General features: G+C 71.9%; 10 protein-coding genes, 1 tRNA gene and 1 pseudogene. All 12 read left to right on the top strand.

The features are described from left to right. Positions 1-256: 256 nt before the first annotated feature. The 12 genes and pseudogenes from DV20_RS14940 (at position 257) to DV20_RS14885 (ending at position 14,450) form a co-directional block, all read left to right on the top strand. Positions 257-841 carry a nucleotidyltransferase family protein gene (locus tag DV20_RS14940; RefSeq protein ID WP_043780523.1) on the top strand — a complete coding sequence of 195 codons (585 nt, stop codon included), beginning with the start codon at positions 257-259 and terminating at the stop codon, positions 839-841. An 18-nt stretch (positions 842-859) separates the two neighbouring features. Then, complete coding sequence (locus DV20_RS14935; RefSeq protein WP_043780522.1) at positions 860-1,729, top strand: AAA family ATPase; 870 nt, start codon at positions 860-862, stop codon at positions 1,727-1,729. A 49-nt stretch (positions 1,730-1,778) separates the two neighbouring features. Next, the gene (locus DV20_RS14930; protein ID WP_043780519.1) at positions 1,779-3,548 is read left to right on the top strand and encodes a hypothetical protein; all 1,770 of its coding nucleotides are present in this window, start codon (positions 1,779-1,781) and stop codon (positions 3,546-3,548) included. A gap of 313 nt (positions 3,549-3,861) precedes the next feature. Next, a tRNA-Arg gene (locus tag DV20_RS14925) sits at positions 3,862-3,935 on the top strand. A gap of 36 nt (positions 3,936-3,971) precedes the next feature. Then, positions 3,972-5,084 (top strand): vWA domain-containing protein, encoded by a 1,113-nt coding sequence (locus DV20_RS14920; RefSeq protein WP_043780518.1) that lies wholly within the window; start codon positions 3,972-3,974, stop codon positions 5,082-5,084. Then, on the top strand, positions 5,077-6,189 hold the full coding sequence (locus tag DV20_RS14915) for an XdhC family protein (protein ID WP_043780516.1): 1,113 nt from the start codon (positions 5,077-5,079) through the stop codon (positions 6,187-6,189). The genes DV20_RS14920 and DV20_RS14915 overlap by 8 nt, the downstream gene beginning before the upstream one ends. Before the next feature lie 265 nt (positions 6,190-6,454). Further along, the gene (locus DV20_RS14910) at positions 6,455-6,979 is read left to right on the top strand and encodes a (2Fe-2S)-binding protein (RefSeq protein WP_043780514.1); all 525 of its coding nucleotides are present in this window, start codon (positions 6,455-6,457) and stop codon (positions 6,977-6,979) included. After that, positions 6,979-9,420 (top strand): xanthine dehydrogenase family protein molybdopterin-binding subunit, encoded by a 2,442-nt coding sequence (locus DV20_RS14905; protein WP_043780512.1) that lies wholly within the window; start codon positions 6,979-6,981, stop codon positions 9,418-9,420. Before DV20_RS14910 ends, DV20_RS14905 begins: the two co-directional genes overlap by 1 nt. Further along, entirely contained in the window at positions 9,417-10,271 is an 855-nt protein-coding gene (locus DV20_RS14900) for an FAD binding domain-containing protein (protein WP_043780511.1), read from the top strand. Before DV20_RS14905 ends, DV20_RS14900 begins: the two co-directional genes overlap by 4 nt. Positions 10,272-10,359: 88 nt before the next feature. Beyond that, positions 10,360-10,810 (top strand): annotated as a pseudogene (locus DV20_RS45875) (SRPBCC family protein); the annotation flags it as partial. 1,018 nt (positions 10,811-11,828) lie between these two features. Beyond that, the gene (locus tag DV20_RS14890; RefSeq protein WP_043780507.1) at positions 11,829-13,052 is read left to right on the top strand and encodes a GGDEF domain-containing protein; all 1,224 of its coding nucleotides are present in this window, start codon (positions 11,829-11,831) and stop codon (positions 13,050-13,052) included. 330 nt (positions 13,053-13,382) lie between these two features. Continuing rightward, on the top strand, positions 13,383-14,450 hold the full coding sequence (locus DV20_RS14885; protein ID WP_043780505.1) for an NAD(P)-binding domain-containing protein: 1,068 nt from the start codon (positions 13,383-13,385) through the stop codon (positions 14,448-14,450). Positions 14,451-14,699 lie beyond the last annotated feature (249 nt).

The following is a 14,699-nucleotide window of genomic DNA, read 5'->3' as shown; positions in this document are numbered from 1 at the left end:
GCGGGCTGGCTGGCCGGAGGCTGCCGGTGGGCGGTGCGTCGGCCGGAGGCTGCCGGTGGCCGAGCAGGCCGGCCGAAAGGTGCTGCTGGGCGGTGGGTCGGCCGGAGGCCGCCGGTGCGGAGCGGGTCGGCCGGAGGGCCCCGGCGGTCGAGCCCGCGCAACGGACCTCGCCCGTCCCCGAGCCGGCTGCCGCGCCAGGACCAGCCGCAGCAGCAGCCCGCCGCAGCCGAGCCAATCAGCGGAAAGGATCGCGTCCGTGACTGAGCCGCCGGTTGCCGGCCTTCTGCTCGCCGCCGGGGCCGGGCGGCGGTTCGGGGGTCCCAAAGCCCTCGCCGAAGTCGATGGGGAGCCGCTTGTCCTTCGCGCCCTCCGCACCCTCACCGCCGCCGGGTGTGCGCCCGTCCGGGTTGTCGTCGGGGCCGCCGGTGAGCAGGTCCGTGCCCTCCTGCCCGAGCCCGGCCAAGCCGTCACCGCTCAGGACTGGGCGACCGGCATGGGTGCCTCCCTGCGCGCCGGCCTCGCCGCCCTCGAACGTGCTGATGGGCCCGTCGCCGCGCTCGTTCACCTCGTCGACCTTCCGTGGGTCGGCGCCGACATCGTCGGCCGCGTCGCCGGCCGGGCCTCCGCCGACGTCGTCGCCCGGGCCGCCTACGACGGCGTTCCCGGGCACCCCGTGCTGCTCGGCCGGCGGTGGTGGCGCGACATCGCCGCCACCAGCCACGGTGATCGCGGGGCGCGGGACTGGCTCGCCACCCGGGAGGACCTTGTGCTGATCGAGTGCGGTGACCTCGGCAGCGGCCGGGACGTCGACCGGCCCGGTGATCTGGCGGGCCCCGGCTGAGCACCTACGATCGACAGCGTGACGGACTCGCCCGAAGACCTCGCTGCCGCGCTCGATGCGACCGGTTACCTCGCCGATGACGGGCTCGCGACCGCCGGCTTCCTCGCCCTGCGGATGGGCCGGCCGCTCTTCTGCGAGGGGGAGCCCGGCACCGGGAAGACGTCGCTCGCCCTGGCGCTGGCCGCCGCGCTGGAACGGCCGCTCGTGCGCCTCCAGTGCCACGAGGGCATCGACGCCGCCCAAGCCCTCTACGAGTGGGACTTCCCCCGGCAGCTCCTGCACCTGCGCGCCCTCGAGGCGGCCGGGGAGGGGCGCCTCGACGTCGAGGCCGCCGAGCGTTCGCTCTACACCGAGCGGTTCCTGCTGGCCCGGCCGCTCCTCCAGGCCCTGATCAGCTCGCCCTGCGTCCTGCTCATCGACGAGATCGACCGCGCCGACGACGAGTTCGAAGCCTTCCTGCTGCAACTGCTCGACGAGCACGCCGTGACCATTCCCGAATACGGGGAAGTCCGCGCCGAGCATCCCCCGTTGGTGGTGCTCACCTCGAACCGGACCCGCGAGGTGCACGACGCGCTCAAACGCCGCTGCCTCTACCACTGGCTCGAACACCCGGACCTGGTGCGGGAGGTCGAAATCCTGCGCCGTAGGATCCCGCGGGTAAGTGAAGCTCTGGCTCGGCAAATTGCTGAAGCGGTGCATCGGCTCCGGGAAATGGACCTGCTGAAACCACCGGGAGTAGCGGAGTCGCTCGATTGGGCGCGTGCTCTCCTCACTCTTCAGCGTGACGAGCTGGACGCGGCAACGGCGGCTCGCACACTCGGGGCCGTCCTGAAATACAGCGAAGACCTCGACCGGGTCAGGGCGAAACTCGACGCCTTGTTCGCCTGACCGCCCCGGGTCGGGGGCCCGGTGTGGTCGAAGCGAGGAGGACCTGGGGATGAGCGTGGCCGAGACGACGGACACGAGGCCGCCGTCCGCGGCGGAACCGGATCGGCCGGGCCCGGCCGATCCGGCGACCGCGCGGCGCGGGTGGCGGGGGAAGCTCGCCGCCGTGGCCGCGGTGCTCGGCGGCACCGCGTTGATCGCCGTGCACGCCACCTTCTACGGTCACTGGCTGATCGACGACTCGGCCATCACCTTCGCCTACTCGCGCAACCTCGCCGACGGCTTCGGGCCGGTGCTCCAGCCCGGCGCCGCGCCGGTCGAGGGGTACTCCAACCCGACCTGGATGGTCCTGATCGCCCTCGGCAAGCTCGTCGGTCTCTTCGACCACGGGACGCTCTTCGGCGTCAACGACCAGATCCTGTTCCCGAAGGCGCTCGCGCTGGCCTGCTGCGCCGCCATCCTCGTGCTGTTCTACTTCGGCGCGAAGGTGCTCAGCCGCCGTCCGGCCCTGATCACCTTCGCCGCCGGTGCCGCGCTCGCCGCCATCCCGTCCTTCGTCATCTGGTGCTTCTCCGGGCTGGAGAACTCCTTCTACGCCCTCACGGTCGCCGCGCTCGCGGTGGTCATCGTGCGCGCGGTCCACAGCGGCCGGCTCCTCGACACCCAGGTCGCCGTCGGCACCGGGCTGATCGCCGTGCTCGCCGCGCTGACCCGGCCCGACGGCATCATCTACGCCGGCGCCTACCCGATCGCCGTCCTGCTGTTCCTCAAGCGGGAGCTGCTCGGGCGCAGCGTCCGCGCGGTCGTCCTCTCCGTCGCCGGCTTCGCCGTGCCGTACGCGGCTTACCTGGTCTTCCGCTGGTTCGAGTTCGGCCGTCTTGTCCCGAACACCGCCGTCGCGAAGGGGCAGGAGCCGCCGACGATCGAGGACCTCGCCCGCCCCGGCGACATCGTCACCTACGTGGGCTGGCTGGTCGTCGCGGTCGCCGTCGCGTGCCTGGTGGTGCTGCTCGTCCGGCCGTCGCGCCTGCGCACCGGGCTGGCCGCCCTGATGGTGCCGTTCGGGCTCACCGTGGCCGCCTACATCGTGCTCGAGTACGACTGGATGGGGCAGCTGCGGTTCGCCACCCCGGTCTGGACGCTCGGTGCGTTCGGGGGCGCGATCGTGGTCGTCGAGGCGCTGGCCGTGGCGCGGCTGCGCGGCCGGATCGCGCTGGCCTGCCTGCTGGTGGTGGCGCTGGTCAGCTCGGTGAGCGGGCTCTACGACCAGGGCAAGTCCTACCGCGCCAACGTCAAGACCGCCTTCTGCATCGTGGCCGAGCGCGACGCCCGGTCCATCAACGGCTTCGCGGACATCCTGAAGCTGCCCGACACCGCCCAGGTCGGCTTGATCGACCTCGGCGGGACGTCGCTGGGCAGCCGCATCCGGGTGCTCGACCTGGCCGGCCTCGGCGACAAGCAGGTCGCCGACTACCTGCACGAGTCCGACGTGACGGGGGTCCGCAACTACGTCTTCAACCAGGAGAAGCCCGAGCTGATCACGTTCATCGGTTCGTGGATCACCACGCTCGGTTTCGACAAGGACCCGCGGTTCGACCGCGAATACGTGACGATCTTCGTCAACCCGCCGATCGGCAACCTGACCGTCGATTCGCGCAACTGGGTCAGCTACCACGTCCGGCGTGACCTGGTCGACGACGCGAAGCTCGCGGAACTCAAGGCCTACGCCCAGCAGACGCTGCCGCCGCTGCTGGAGCTCAACAAGACGGCGGGGCTGCGCGGCTGCGCCAACATCCAGCCCGGCTTCAAGGCCGCCGCCTGACCGCTGCCCCCGGCGCCCGCCTCGACGGTCCACAAAGGACCATCGAGGCGGGCGTTCTTAATTGCGTTGCCGCTCCCGGTGGACTCGGGCATCCTTCTTTTCACCACAGCACAGCACGCCCCACCGAGAGGAGGAGATCGTGACCCGACGGCAAGACCGGAACTCCTGCGGCGCGATCTCCCGCGTCGTTCGCTGAATTTCCCTTTTCTTTCCGAAGAGCTCTTCGCGCCCACCCGCCGCTACCTTGGGTCGGCCGCCGCGAAGAGCGCGGTCTGCGCGCCTGCCCGGGGAGGGGCGCGCGCAGACCGCCCTTGTCCCGGTAGCTCAGCAGGACAGAGCGCGGCGCTACGAACGCCGAGGTCCGAGGTTCGACTCCTCGCCGGGACGCCGACACCGCGGCGCGAATGCGCGCACAATGGAGACATGACCACGGTCTCCGATCCGGTAGCGGGTTACGCCGGGTTCGCCGCCGCGCTGCGCGAAGCCGGCGTCGCCTGCGACGCGCATCGCGTGCAGGCGTACCTCACCGCCGTCGCCGAGATCGACCTCGCCGAACCCACTCAGCTGTACTGGGCCGGGCGGCTGACGCTCTGCTCGAGCCCCGACGACCTCCCGTGCTACGAAGAAGCCTTCAGCCAGTGGTTTTCGATCGAGACCACCACTCCGCGGCGGGCCACGGCCGCCGCGCCCAAGAAAGCCCGGATCGCCCCGCTCGCCGCGGCCGAAGGCGCGGACGGCGAGGGCGGTGAAGGCGCCGACCAGCTGAAAGTCGCCGCGAGCGCGCACGAAGTCCTGCGCCACCGCGACCTCGCCGAACTCACCACCGCCGAACGAGAACACCTCCGCGAGCTGCTGGCCACCTTGAAGCCCGCCCTCCCGAAGCGCCCGGCCGCCCGGCGGACGCCGTTGCGGCGCGGACGGCTCGACCCGTCGCGCACGCTGCGCGCCATGCTGGCCAGCGGCGGCGAGCCCCTCAAGCTCGTGCACGCCCGGCGCGGCCGCCGGCCGCGGCGGGTCGTGCTGCTCATCGACGTCTCCGGCTCGATGAGCCCGTACGCCGACGCCCTGCTGCGGTTCGCCCACGTCCTCACGCGGGCCGCGCCGCCGTCGGTCGAGGTGTTCACGCTCGGCACGCGGCTGACGCGGGTGTCGCGCCAGCTGCGGCAGCGCGACCCGGAACGCGCGATGCTCGCGGCGGGCTCGGCCGTGCCGGACTTCGCCGGGGGGACCCGGCTCGGCGAGACGCTCCAGGCGTTCCTCGACCGCTGGGGACGACGCGGCGTGGCGCGCCGCGCCGTGGTCACCGTGTTCTCCGACGGCTGGGAACGCGGCGACACCGCCCTGCTCGGCGAGCAGCTCGCACAGCTGCGCCGGCTCGCGCACGCCGTATTCTGGGTGAATCCGCACGCCGGCCGTGCGGGCTACGCTCCGGTCCAGTCGGGCATCGTGGCCGCGCTGCCCCACATCGACCGGCTCCTGGCCGGGCACACCCTGGCCACCTTGGAACGACTGCTCGGGGAGATCGCCGATGCGTGACGTACTGGATGACGTGTTCCGCCGCTGGTCGGCGGGCGAGACCGTCGGGCTCGGCACCGTGGTCGCCACCTTCTCCTCGGCGCCGCGCGCGCCCGGCGCCGCGATGGTCGTCGCGCCGGACGGCACCGTCGCCGGCAGCGTGTCCGGCGGCTGCGTCGAAGGCGCGGTCTACGAGCTCGCGCAGGAGGTCGTCGCCGAGCGCAGGCCGGTGCTGCAGCGCTACGGCGTCACCGACGACGACGCCTTCGCGGTCGGCCTGACCTGCGGCGGGATCATCGACATCTACGTCGAGCACGTCGACCGCGCGTCCATGCCGGAGCTCGGCGACGTCGTCGCGTCGGTGCGCGGCGGCGAGCCGGTCGCGGTCGTCACGATCATCGAGCACGAACGCGAAGGCCTGGTCGGCGAGCACATGATCGTCTGGCCGGACCGCACCGCGGGCTCGCTGGGGTCGTCGCGGATGGACGACGCCGTGGCCGACGACGCGCGCGGCCTGCTGGCCAGCGGCCGCACCGGCACCCTGCACTACGGCCCGGACGGGCAGCGCCGCGGCGAGGGGATGGCGGTGTTCGTCAACTCCTTCGAGCCGCCGCCCCGGCTGCTGGTCTTCGGCGCGATCGACTTCGCCGCCGCGATGGCGCGCATGGGCGCCTACCTCGGCTACCAGGTCACCGTGTGCGACGCGCGGCCGGTGTTCGCCACCGCCAGCCGGTTCCCGGACGCGCACGAGGTCGTCGTCGACTGGCCGCACCGCTACCTGCGGGCGGAGGCGGACGCCGGCCGCATCGACCAGCGCACGGCGATCGCGGTGCTCACCCACGACCCGAAGTTCGACGTGCCGCTGCTGGAGGTCGCGCTGCGCCTGGACGTCGGCTATGTCGGCGCGATGGGATCCCGCAAGACCCACGACGACCGCTTCGCCCGGCTGCGCGAAGCGGGGATCACCGAGGCGGAGCTGGACAGGCTGTCGTCGCCGATCGGCCTCGACCTCGGCGCTCGCACGCCGGAGGAGACGGCCGTGTCCATCGCCGCGGAGATCATCGCGCTGCGCTGGGGTGGCGGGGGTAAGCGGCTGGCGGAGCTTTCGGGACGCATTCACGGCTGACCGCTGCTTTCGGGGGTCCGGGTGGCGGAGCCCCCGGCTCGGGGCGGAGCCCCGCACGACGCTGATCCAGGTGGCCGACAAAGTTCACCCATCCGGACTTCCGCACATACGGAGTTGCCTCCCGCATCGACGCGTATCTGCGGAACAGGTAGTTGAACGTGTGACATCAGGACTTGTCGGCGCGAAGGTCGCGTAGCACGCTCGGGAGTCTGTGAGCCCGATCACTGTCGGGCAGGCCGTTCCCGAACCGGCTTTTGGAGGCCTGATGCGCATCACCGTCACCGTCGACGGGACGAAGTACACCGACGAAGTCGAACCCCGCACCCTTCTCGTGCACCACCTGCGGGAGCGGCTCGGCAAGGTCGGCACCGTCGTCGGCTGCGACACCAGCAACTGCGGCGCCTGCACCGTCCACCTCGACGGGCACAGCGTGAAGTCCTGCTCCGTGCTGGCCGTGCAGGCCGACGGCTGCGAGGTCACCACCGTCGAGGGCCTCGCCCGCGACGGCAAGCTGCACCCGGTGCAGCAGGCGTTCCACGACAACCACGCGCTGCAGTGCGGGTTCTGCACCCCCGGCATGATCATGCAGTCGATCGACCTGCTGGCCGACAACCCCGACCCGGACGAGCAGGCCGTCCGCGAAGGACTCGAAGGCAACCTCTGCCGCTGCACCGGCTACCAGAACATCGTCCGCGCGGTCCGCGACGCCGCGCAGCACATGAGCCCCGGCGCCGGCCCCGAAGCCGAGCGCATCGCCGAGGACAAGCACGTCGGCGTGGGGGGTGACTGATGACCGCCACGATCGAACCGGAGGTCGGGAAGGCCCGCCGCCGCAAGGAGGACGAGCGGCTGATCACCGGCCGCACCCGCTGGACCGACAACATCACGCTGCCCGGCCTGCTGCACATGGCCGTCCTGCGCAGCCCGTTCGCGCACGCCAAGATCGTCTCGATCGACACGTCGGCGGCCAAGGACGCGCCCGGCGTCATCGCCGTCTACACCGCCGGTGACCTCGACCCGGACGGCGCGATCGGCATGCCCTGCGCGTGGCCGATCACGCCGGACATGAAGGCGCCGCGCCGCCCGGTGCTCGCCGCCGGCACGGTCAACTTCGCCGGTGAAGGCGTCGCGGTCGTCGTCGCCCGCTCGTCCGCCGAAGCGCACGACGCGCTCGAGGAGATCGACGTCGAGTACGACGAGCTGCCGGTGGTCCTCGACATGGAAGCCGCGATCGCCGACGGCGCCCCGCTCGTCCACGAGGACCTCGGCACCAACACGAGCGCGGTGTGGAAGTTCGACTCCGCCGAGGCCGGCACCGGCGGGAACGTCGAGGACGCGCTCAGCTCGTCGGAGGTCGTGCTCAAGCGCCGCTTCCGGCAGCAGCGGCTCGTCCCGGCCTTCATGGAGCCGCGTGCCTGCGTCGTCGACCCGACCGGCTCGCAGATCACCATGTGGTCGGCCACCCAGGTCCCGCACATCCTGCGGGTGATGTCGGCGCTGACGCTCGGCATCCCCGAGCACAAGCTGCGCGTGATCGCCCCGGACGTCGGCGGCGGCTTCGGCGGCAAGATCGGCGTCCTGCCGGAAGAGATGATGTCGCTGCTCGTCGCGCAGAAGCTCGGCAAGCCGGTCAAGTGGAACGAGACGCGGTCGGAGACGATGCTCGCCGCGCACCACGGCCGCGACCAGATCCAGGACATCACCATCTCCGCGACCCGCGACGGGCAGGTCACCGGCCTCAAGGTCGAGCTGCTCGCCAACCTCGGCGCGTACAACGGCCTGGTCGGCCCCGGCGTGCCGATCCTCGGCGCGTTCATGTTCAACGCGATCTACAAGATCCCGGCGTACCACTTCGCGTGCACCAACGTGTACACGACGACGACGCTGACCGACGCCTACCGCGGCGCCGGGCGTCCGGAAGCGACGTTCGCGATCGAGCGGATCATGGACGAGCTCGCCGTCGAGCTGGGCATGGACCCGCTGGAGCTGCGCGAGAAGAACTGGATCAAGCACGAGGAGTTCCCGTACACGACCGTGTGCGGGCTGACCTACGACTCCGGCAACTACGAGGCCGCCACCGAGAAGGCCAAGCAGCTCTTCGACTACGACGGCCTGCGCGCCGAGCAGGAGAAGCGCCGCGCGTCGAAGGACAAGGTGCAGCTCGGCATCGGCATCTCGACGTTCACCGAGATGTGCGGGCTCGCGCCGTCACGGGTGCTCGGCTCGCTCGACTACGGCGCCGGCGGCTGGGAGTACGCGTCCATCCGGATGCTGCCCACCGGCAAGGTCGAGGTGACCACGGGCGCGTCCGCGCACGGCCAGGGCCACGAGACGGCGTGGAGCCAGATCGTCGCCGACCAGCTGGGCGTCGCGTTCGAGGACGTCGAGATCCTGCACGGCGACACGCAGTCGTCGCACAAGGGCATGGACACCTACGGCTCGCGTTCGCTGGTGGTCGGGGGCATCGCCGTCATCAAGGCCGCGGAGAAGGTGATCGCCAAGGCCAAGCCGATCGCGGCGCACCTGCTCGAATGCGCCGAGGACGACCTCGAGTTCGCCGGCGGCAAGTTCACCGTGAAGGGCACCGACACGTCCACGACCATGGGCGACGTCGCCCTCGCGGTGTTCGCGGCGCACAACCTGCCCGACGGGGTCGAGCCGTCGCTCGACTCGGACGCGACCTTCGACCCGGAGAACTTCTCGTTCCCGCACGGCACGCACCTGTGCGCCGCCGAAGTGGACACCGAGACGGGCCGGATCAAGCTGCGCTCCTACGTCTGCGTCGACGACGTCGGGGTCGCGGTGAACCCGCTGATCGTCGAGGGGCAGGTGCACGGCGGGCTCGCGCAGGGCATCGCGCAGGCGTTGTTCGAGGGCACCGAGCACGACGAAAGCGGCACGCTGACGACCGGCACGTTCGCCGACTACCTGCTGCCGTCGGCGGCCGACCTGCCCTCGTTCACCACCGACCGCACGGAAACGCCGTCGACGACGAACCCGCTCGGCGCCAAGGGCGTCGGCGAGGCGGGCACGATCGCCTCCACCCCGGCGGTGGTCAATGCGGTGATCGACGCCGTGCGGCACTTCGGCGTCGACGACATCGAGATGCCGCTGACCCCGATGCGGGTCTGGCACGCCATCCAGCACGGCACCACCGACGCCGGCGTCCCGGGCCGCGGCGAAGCGGGCGGCGGGCTGGGTTCCATCGACGCCACCGGAGGTGCGCAGTGATCCCGGCTCCCTTCGACTACGTCCGACCGTCCACAGTGGACGAAGCGGTGCAGGCGCTGGCGGCGGCGGGCGAGGACGCCAAGGTGCTGGCCGGCGGCCAGAGCCTGCTGCCGGTGCTGCGGATGCGGCTCGCCGCCCCGACCACCCTGATCGACCTCGGGCGCGTCGCCGAACTGCGCGGTGTCCGCGAAGAGGGCGGCGAACTGGTCATCGGCGCGATGACAACGCACTACGACGTCCAGCGGGACGCCTTGGTGGCTTCGCACGCGGCGTTGCTCAAGGAAGCGACGGACACGGTCGCCGACCCGCAGATCCGCCACCGCGGCACGCTCGGCGGCGCGATCGCCCACGCCGACCCGGCCGGGGACCTGCTGGCGCCGGTGCTCGCCCTGGACGCGTCGCTGGTGGTGGCCGGGCCTTCGGGACGTCGCACGGTGCCGGCCGCGGAGTTCTTCCGCGACCTGTTCACCACCGCGCTGGCCCCGGACGAACTGCTGGTCGAGGTCCGCATCCCCAAACACACGGGGTGGCGGGCGCACTACGAGAAGTTCAACCGCGTCGCCCAGGCGTGGTCGATGGTCGCGGTGGCGGTCACTGTCCGTACGGAAGCGGGCGTCATCGAGGAGGCCCGCGTCGCCCTGACGAACATGGGCTCGACCCCGGTCCGCGCCTCGGGCGTCGAGTCGGCCCTGGTCGGCGTCCAGGCGACGGCGGACTCGATCGCCGCGGCGGCCTCGCACGCGGCGGAAGGCACGAATCCGCCGGTGGACAGCAACGCCGACGTCGAATACCGCCGCCACCTGGCGAAGGTGCTGACGGGCCGCGCCATCGCGGCGGCGGCCGGCGCCTGAGACCTCCGGTTCGTCCCCCTGGCCGCCACCCCGGTGGCGGCTAGGGTGGGCACTGGAACTTCAGGACTGGCAGAGAGGAGGTCGGCCCGTGCGGCTCGACCACGAATTCACCGTCCCGGCTCCGATCGGCGAGGTCTGGCAGGCGGTCGTCGACCCCGAGCGCGTCGCCCCGTGCATGCCGGGCGCCTCGCTGACCAAGGTCGAAGGGGACAGGTTCAGCGGAACGGTGAAGGTCAAGCTGGGGCCGATCTCCCTGCTGTACAAAGGAAACGGCGAGTTCCTCGAGAAGGACGACGCCGCACACAAGGTGACGATCAAGGCCTCGGGCAAGGATTCCCGCGGAGCAGGCACGGCGGCGGCCACGGTGACGTTGACGTTGACGGAGACGGACGGCGGAACCCACGGAGCGGTGGCCACCGACCTGGCGATCACGGGCAAGCCGGCCCAGTTCGGCCGCGGGCTGATCAGCGAGGTGGGCGGCAAGATCCTCGACACGTTCGCGGGCTGCCTGTCGGGCAAGCTGGCCCCGGCGAAGCAGCCTGCGGCGGCGGCTGCCGCCGGCGCTCCGGCGCAGGGTGTGTCGGGTGCCGGGGCATCGGCGGAGGGGGCTCCGGCGGGGGTTGGCTCGGCTGGGAGTGCGCCGGTGGAGGGGACTTCGGCGGCTGCCGCGGCGAAGCAGGCTGAGTCCGCCCCCGCGGCGGCGGCTGCTGCCGGAAGCGCCCCGGCGCAGGGTGTGTCGGGTGCCGGGGCATCGGCGGAGGGAACTCCGGCGGGAGTTGGTTCGGCTGGGAGTGCGCCGGTGGAGGGGACTTCGGCGGTGGCTGGCTCGGCTGGAGGCGCGGCGGCGAAGGGGACTCCCGCCGAAGCTGCTCCGGCCGGAAGCGCTCCGGCGAAGGGGACCGCGGCGGGTGCCCCCGCGAAGCAGGCTGAGGCTGCCCCTGCGACCGCCGCCGCTGAGCCGATGGCTGAACCTGCCGCGAAGCCGGTGGCTGATCAGGGTGCGGCGGGGGCTGCTGCGCCCGCGGCCACGTCCGAGCCGGTGGCCAAGCCGGAGCCGGCGGTCAAGGCGGCGCCGACCACTCCGGAGATCAACACGGAGCCGAAGGCCAAGCCGGCGGCGGAACGGCCGGCTTTGCACAGCGTGCCGGCGCCTCCGGAGACCGAGGCGATCGATCTGCTCGACTACGCGGGACCGTCGGTGCTCAAGCGCGTTGTCCCGGTGCTGGCCGCCGTGGGCGCGGTGATCGGTCTGGTGGCGATCGTTCGCGCGCTGCGCAAGTAAGCCACCTGGTTCGGCGTGCCCTGGCGGTGAGTCGCTGAGCTGCGGCGATCTACTTTGGGCGGGTCTTCGGGCACTTGCGTGGCCCACAATTCCCCCGGACTGGCGACGCGGCTCGCCGGAACGGCTACGCTGGGCTACCTGGTCGGCCGAACTTCGCGCAAGGGGTACGTCACGATGCCGGTTCGTCACATCTGTGGCCTCGGCTCTTGAGGGCGCAGGCCGCCGTGCGCCGGGAAGCGCTTTCCACCTGGCCGGGCTGGCCCGCGCGATGGGCGATGTGGGGCGGCGCGAAGCCCCGCTGGATCGCCTACGCCCTCGGCTGCGAGCTGCTCGCCGTCGTCACGACCGGGGCCGCGCTGGCCGGCGGGTTCGGTGGCCCGGTGCGTCCGGGGTGGTTCGCCGTGCTCGTCGCGCTCGGGGTGGCCCAGGCGGAGATGTCGCGCCGCATCGAGCGGTTGCGCCGGTGGATGAGCGGGCAGACGCACATCAACGTCACGTCCGTCTGGTACCTCGCCGGGGTCGTCCTGCTCCCGCCGGCGTGGGTGGCGTTGCTGGCGCTCGTGCTCTACACGCACCTGTGGGTGCGGGTGTGGCGGCAGGTCCGGACGCGGCCCGCGCACCGGTTCGTCGCGAGCACGGCTTGGGCGATGCTCTCGTGTTTCGCTGCTTCCTCCGTTCTCGCGGTGTTGGGGTTGCACGGGACGCCGTTGCAGACGCCGCGCGGGCTGTTCGCGCTGTGCCTGGCGGCGGCCGTGTTCGAGCTGGTGAACGTCGGCCTGGTGGCGGCCGGCATCTACCTGTACACCAGCCAGCGCTCGGCGGCCGACCTGATCGGCACCTGGGAGGACAACGCGTTCGAGCTGGCGACCCTGTGCCTGGGCGGGCTCGCGGCCCTCGCGTTGGCCGAGCAGCCGGTGCTGGTGGTGTTCGTGGTGGCGCCGCTGTTGCTGCTGCACCGGTACCTGTTGCTGAAGCAGCAGTTGCAGGTCGCGGCCGTCACGGACGAGAAGACGGGACTGCTCAACACGGCGGGCTGGCACGAGTCGGCGACCCGCGAGCACGCCCGCGCCCAGCGCCGCGGCACCGCCGGCGGGTTCGCGGTCCTGATGATCGACCTGGACCACTTCAAGCGGATCAACGACACGTACGGCCACCTGACCGGCGACGACGTGCTGGCGGCGGTCGCGGTGGCGATCTCCGGTTCGGTGCGCCAGGGCGACACGGTGGGCCGGTTCGGTGGTGAGGAATTCGTGGTGCTGCTGCCGGCCATCGGCAACGCGGACGTGCTGGCGATTGCGGAACGGGTGCGGGTGGCGGTGGGCGAGCTGAACGTGGTGATCTCGACGGGCAGCGGAACGGTCCGGGTGAGTGGCCTTTCGGTGTCGATCGGGGTCGCACGGCATCCCGACGCGGGGCCGACGCTCGATGACGTCCTCCGCACCGCCGATGCGGCGCTTTATCGGGCCAAGGAGGCCGGTCGGAACCGGGTCGCGGTGTAGGCGGTGCGGAACGCCGGGCCGTCGGATGGCCGGGTGGTTGGCGGTGGGGTGCGGGAGGCGGCTGGGACCTGGGCCGCTGCGTGGGGGTTGGGGTGGCTGGCGGATGGCCGAGTGGTTGGCGGTGGGCCGGGGAGGTCCGCTGAGCCGGGCCAATGCGGGCGGCTGGGTTGGCTGGCGGTGGCAACGTGAGTGCGAGGTGGATCGATGAGTCGCTCACCGCGCCATTCGAGTGAGGGGCCGAGGTGGTCGGCGCCGGCACGGACCGTGAGTGGCTCGGCCGCTGTGATGTAGGGCGCGAAATACCGCGTTGCCGAGGTCGTTGGACTTCATATGAGCGGCGCGGATCACGAAACGGACGTTGTCGTCGTCGGGGCCGGGCAAGCCGGGTTGTCCGCCGCCTATCACCTGCGGCGAGCCGGGTTCGCCAACCGGAGCGGGTTCGTTGTGCTCGACCACGGGAAGCGGGCCGGGGGTGCCTGGCAGTACCGGTGGCCGTCGCTGGTTCTCGGGAAGGTGCACGGCATCCACGACCTTCCCGGGATGGCCTTCGGCAGCCCGGACGTCACCCGTCCCGCCTCCGAAGTCGTCTCCGAATACTTCGCGCGCTTCGAAAGCGTCTATGACCTTCCCGTGGTGCGGCCCGTCGACGTCCAGTCCGTGACGCGGGCGGGGGAGCGGCTGGTGGTCTCCAGCCCCGCCGAGTCGTGGGCCGCGCGGGCCGTCATCAGTGCCACCGGGACCTGGGACCGGCCCTTCTGGCCGCACTACCCCGGCCAGGAGACCTTCGCCGGGCGGCAGCTGCACACCGCCGACTACACCGGGCCGGAAGACTTCCGTGACCGGCGGGTGGTCGTGGTCGGGGGTGGGGCTTCCGCCGTGCAGCTGCTCATGGAGTTCGGCCCGCTCGCCCGGGCGACGGTCTGGGTCACGCGCCGGCCGCCCGTCTGGCGCGACGAGCCCTTCAGCGAGGACTGGGGACGCAACGCCGTCGCCAAGGTCGATGAGCGGGTTCGGGCCGGGCTGCCGCCCGAAAGCGTTGTCAGCGTGACCGATCTGGCCGTGACGCCGGAGGTGCGGGTCGCCCGGGCCGCCGGGATCCTCGACCGGCGGCCGATGTTCGAGCGGATCACGCCCGAGGGGGTCGTCTGGGCGGACGGCGAGCGGTTCGACGCCGACGTGATCCTGTGGGCCACCGGGTTCCGCGCGGCGATCGACCACCTCGCGCCGCTGCACGTCCGCGAACCCGGTGGCGGGATTCGCATGGACGGCACGCGGGTGGTGCTCGAACCGCGGCTGCACTTGGTCGGGTACGGGCCGTCGGCGAGCACGGTCGGGGCCAACCGGGCCGGCCGGGCCGCGGTGGCGGAAATCCGGAAACTGCTGCGCTCGCAGGGGTGAGGGTCTTCGCCGGACGGTGCCGGCGTGGGGGTCAGGAGCCATAGGACCAAGTTACCGAACACGTGTGCGAACGCCGATCGCTGGATCGGGTGATCTTGCTGAACCCGTTGCGCCGTAACTCAAACTCGATCGAGCCGGCCCGTCAGGCGCCTTCGTAGGCCGGCTGAGAATCGGCAGTCCCGGGGCGCGGAGCAGTGTGCCGCTCACTGGCACAGCCGTTGAGCAGCGAAAACCGGGGAAAACTCACCC

It is taken from the genome of Amycolatopsis rifamycinica, assembly GCF_000695625.1.
GTDB classification, from domain to species: domain Bacteria; phylum Actinomycetota; class Actinomycetes; order Mycobacteriales; family Pseudonocardiaceae; genus Amycolatopsis; species Amycolatopsis rifamycinica.
This window is presented reverse-complemented; position numbering and strand designations above follow the sequence as displayed.

Excerpts from the sequence above, each read along its gene's own strand:
- DV20_RS14930 (WP_043780519.1), top strand. The coding sequence starts at position 1,779 with ATGAGCGTGGCCGAGACGACGGACACGAGGCCGCCGTCCGCGGCGGAA.
- DV20_RS14920 (WP_043780518.1), top strand. The coding sequence starts at position 3,972 with ATGACCACGGTCTCCGATCCGGTAGCGGGTTACGCCGGGTTCGCCGCC.
- DV20_RS14915 (WP_043780516.1), top strand. The coding sequence starts at position 5,077 with ATGCGTGACGTACTGGATGACGTGTTCCGCCGCTGGTCGGCGGGCGAG.
- DV20_RS14910 (WP_043780514.1), top strand. The coding sequence starts at position 6,455 with ATGCGCATCACCGTCACCGTCGACGGGACGAAGTACACCGACGAAGTC.
- DV20_RS14905 (WP_043780512.1), top strand. The coding sequence starts at position 6,979 with ATGACCGCCACGATCGAACCGGAGGTCGGGAAGGCCCGCCGCCGCAAG.
- DV20_RS14890 (WP_043780507.1), top strand. The coding sequence starts at position 11,829 with ATGTGGGGCGGCGCGAAGCCCCGCTGGATCGCCTACGCCCTCGGCTGC.
- DV20_RS14885 (WP_043780505.1), top strand. The coding sequence starts at position 13,383 with ATGAGCGGCGCGGATCACGAAACGGACGTTGTCGTCGTCGGGGCCGGG.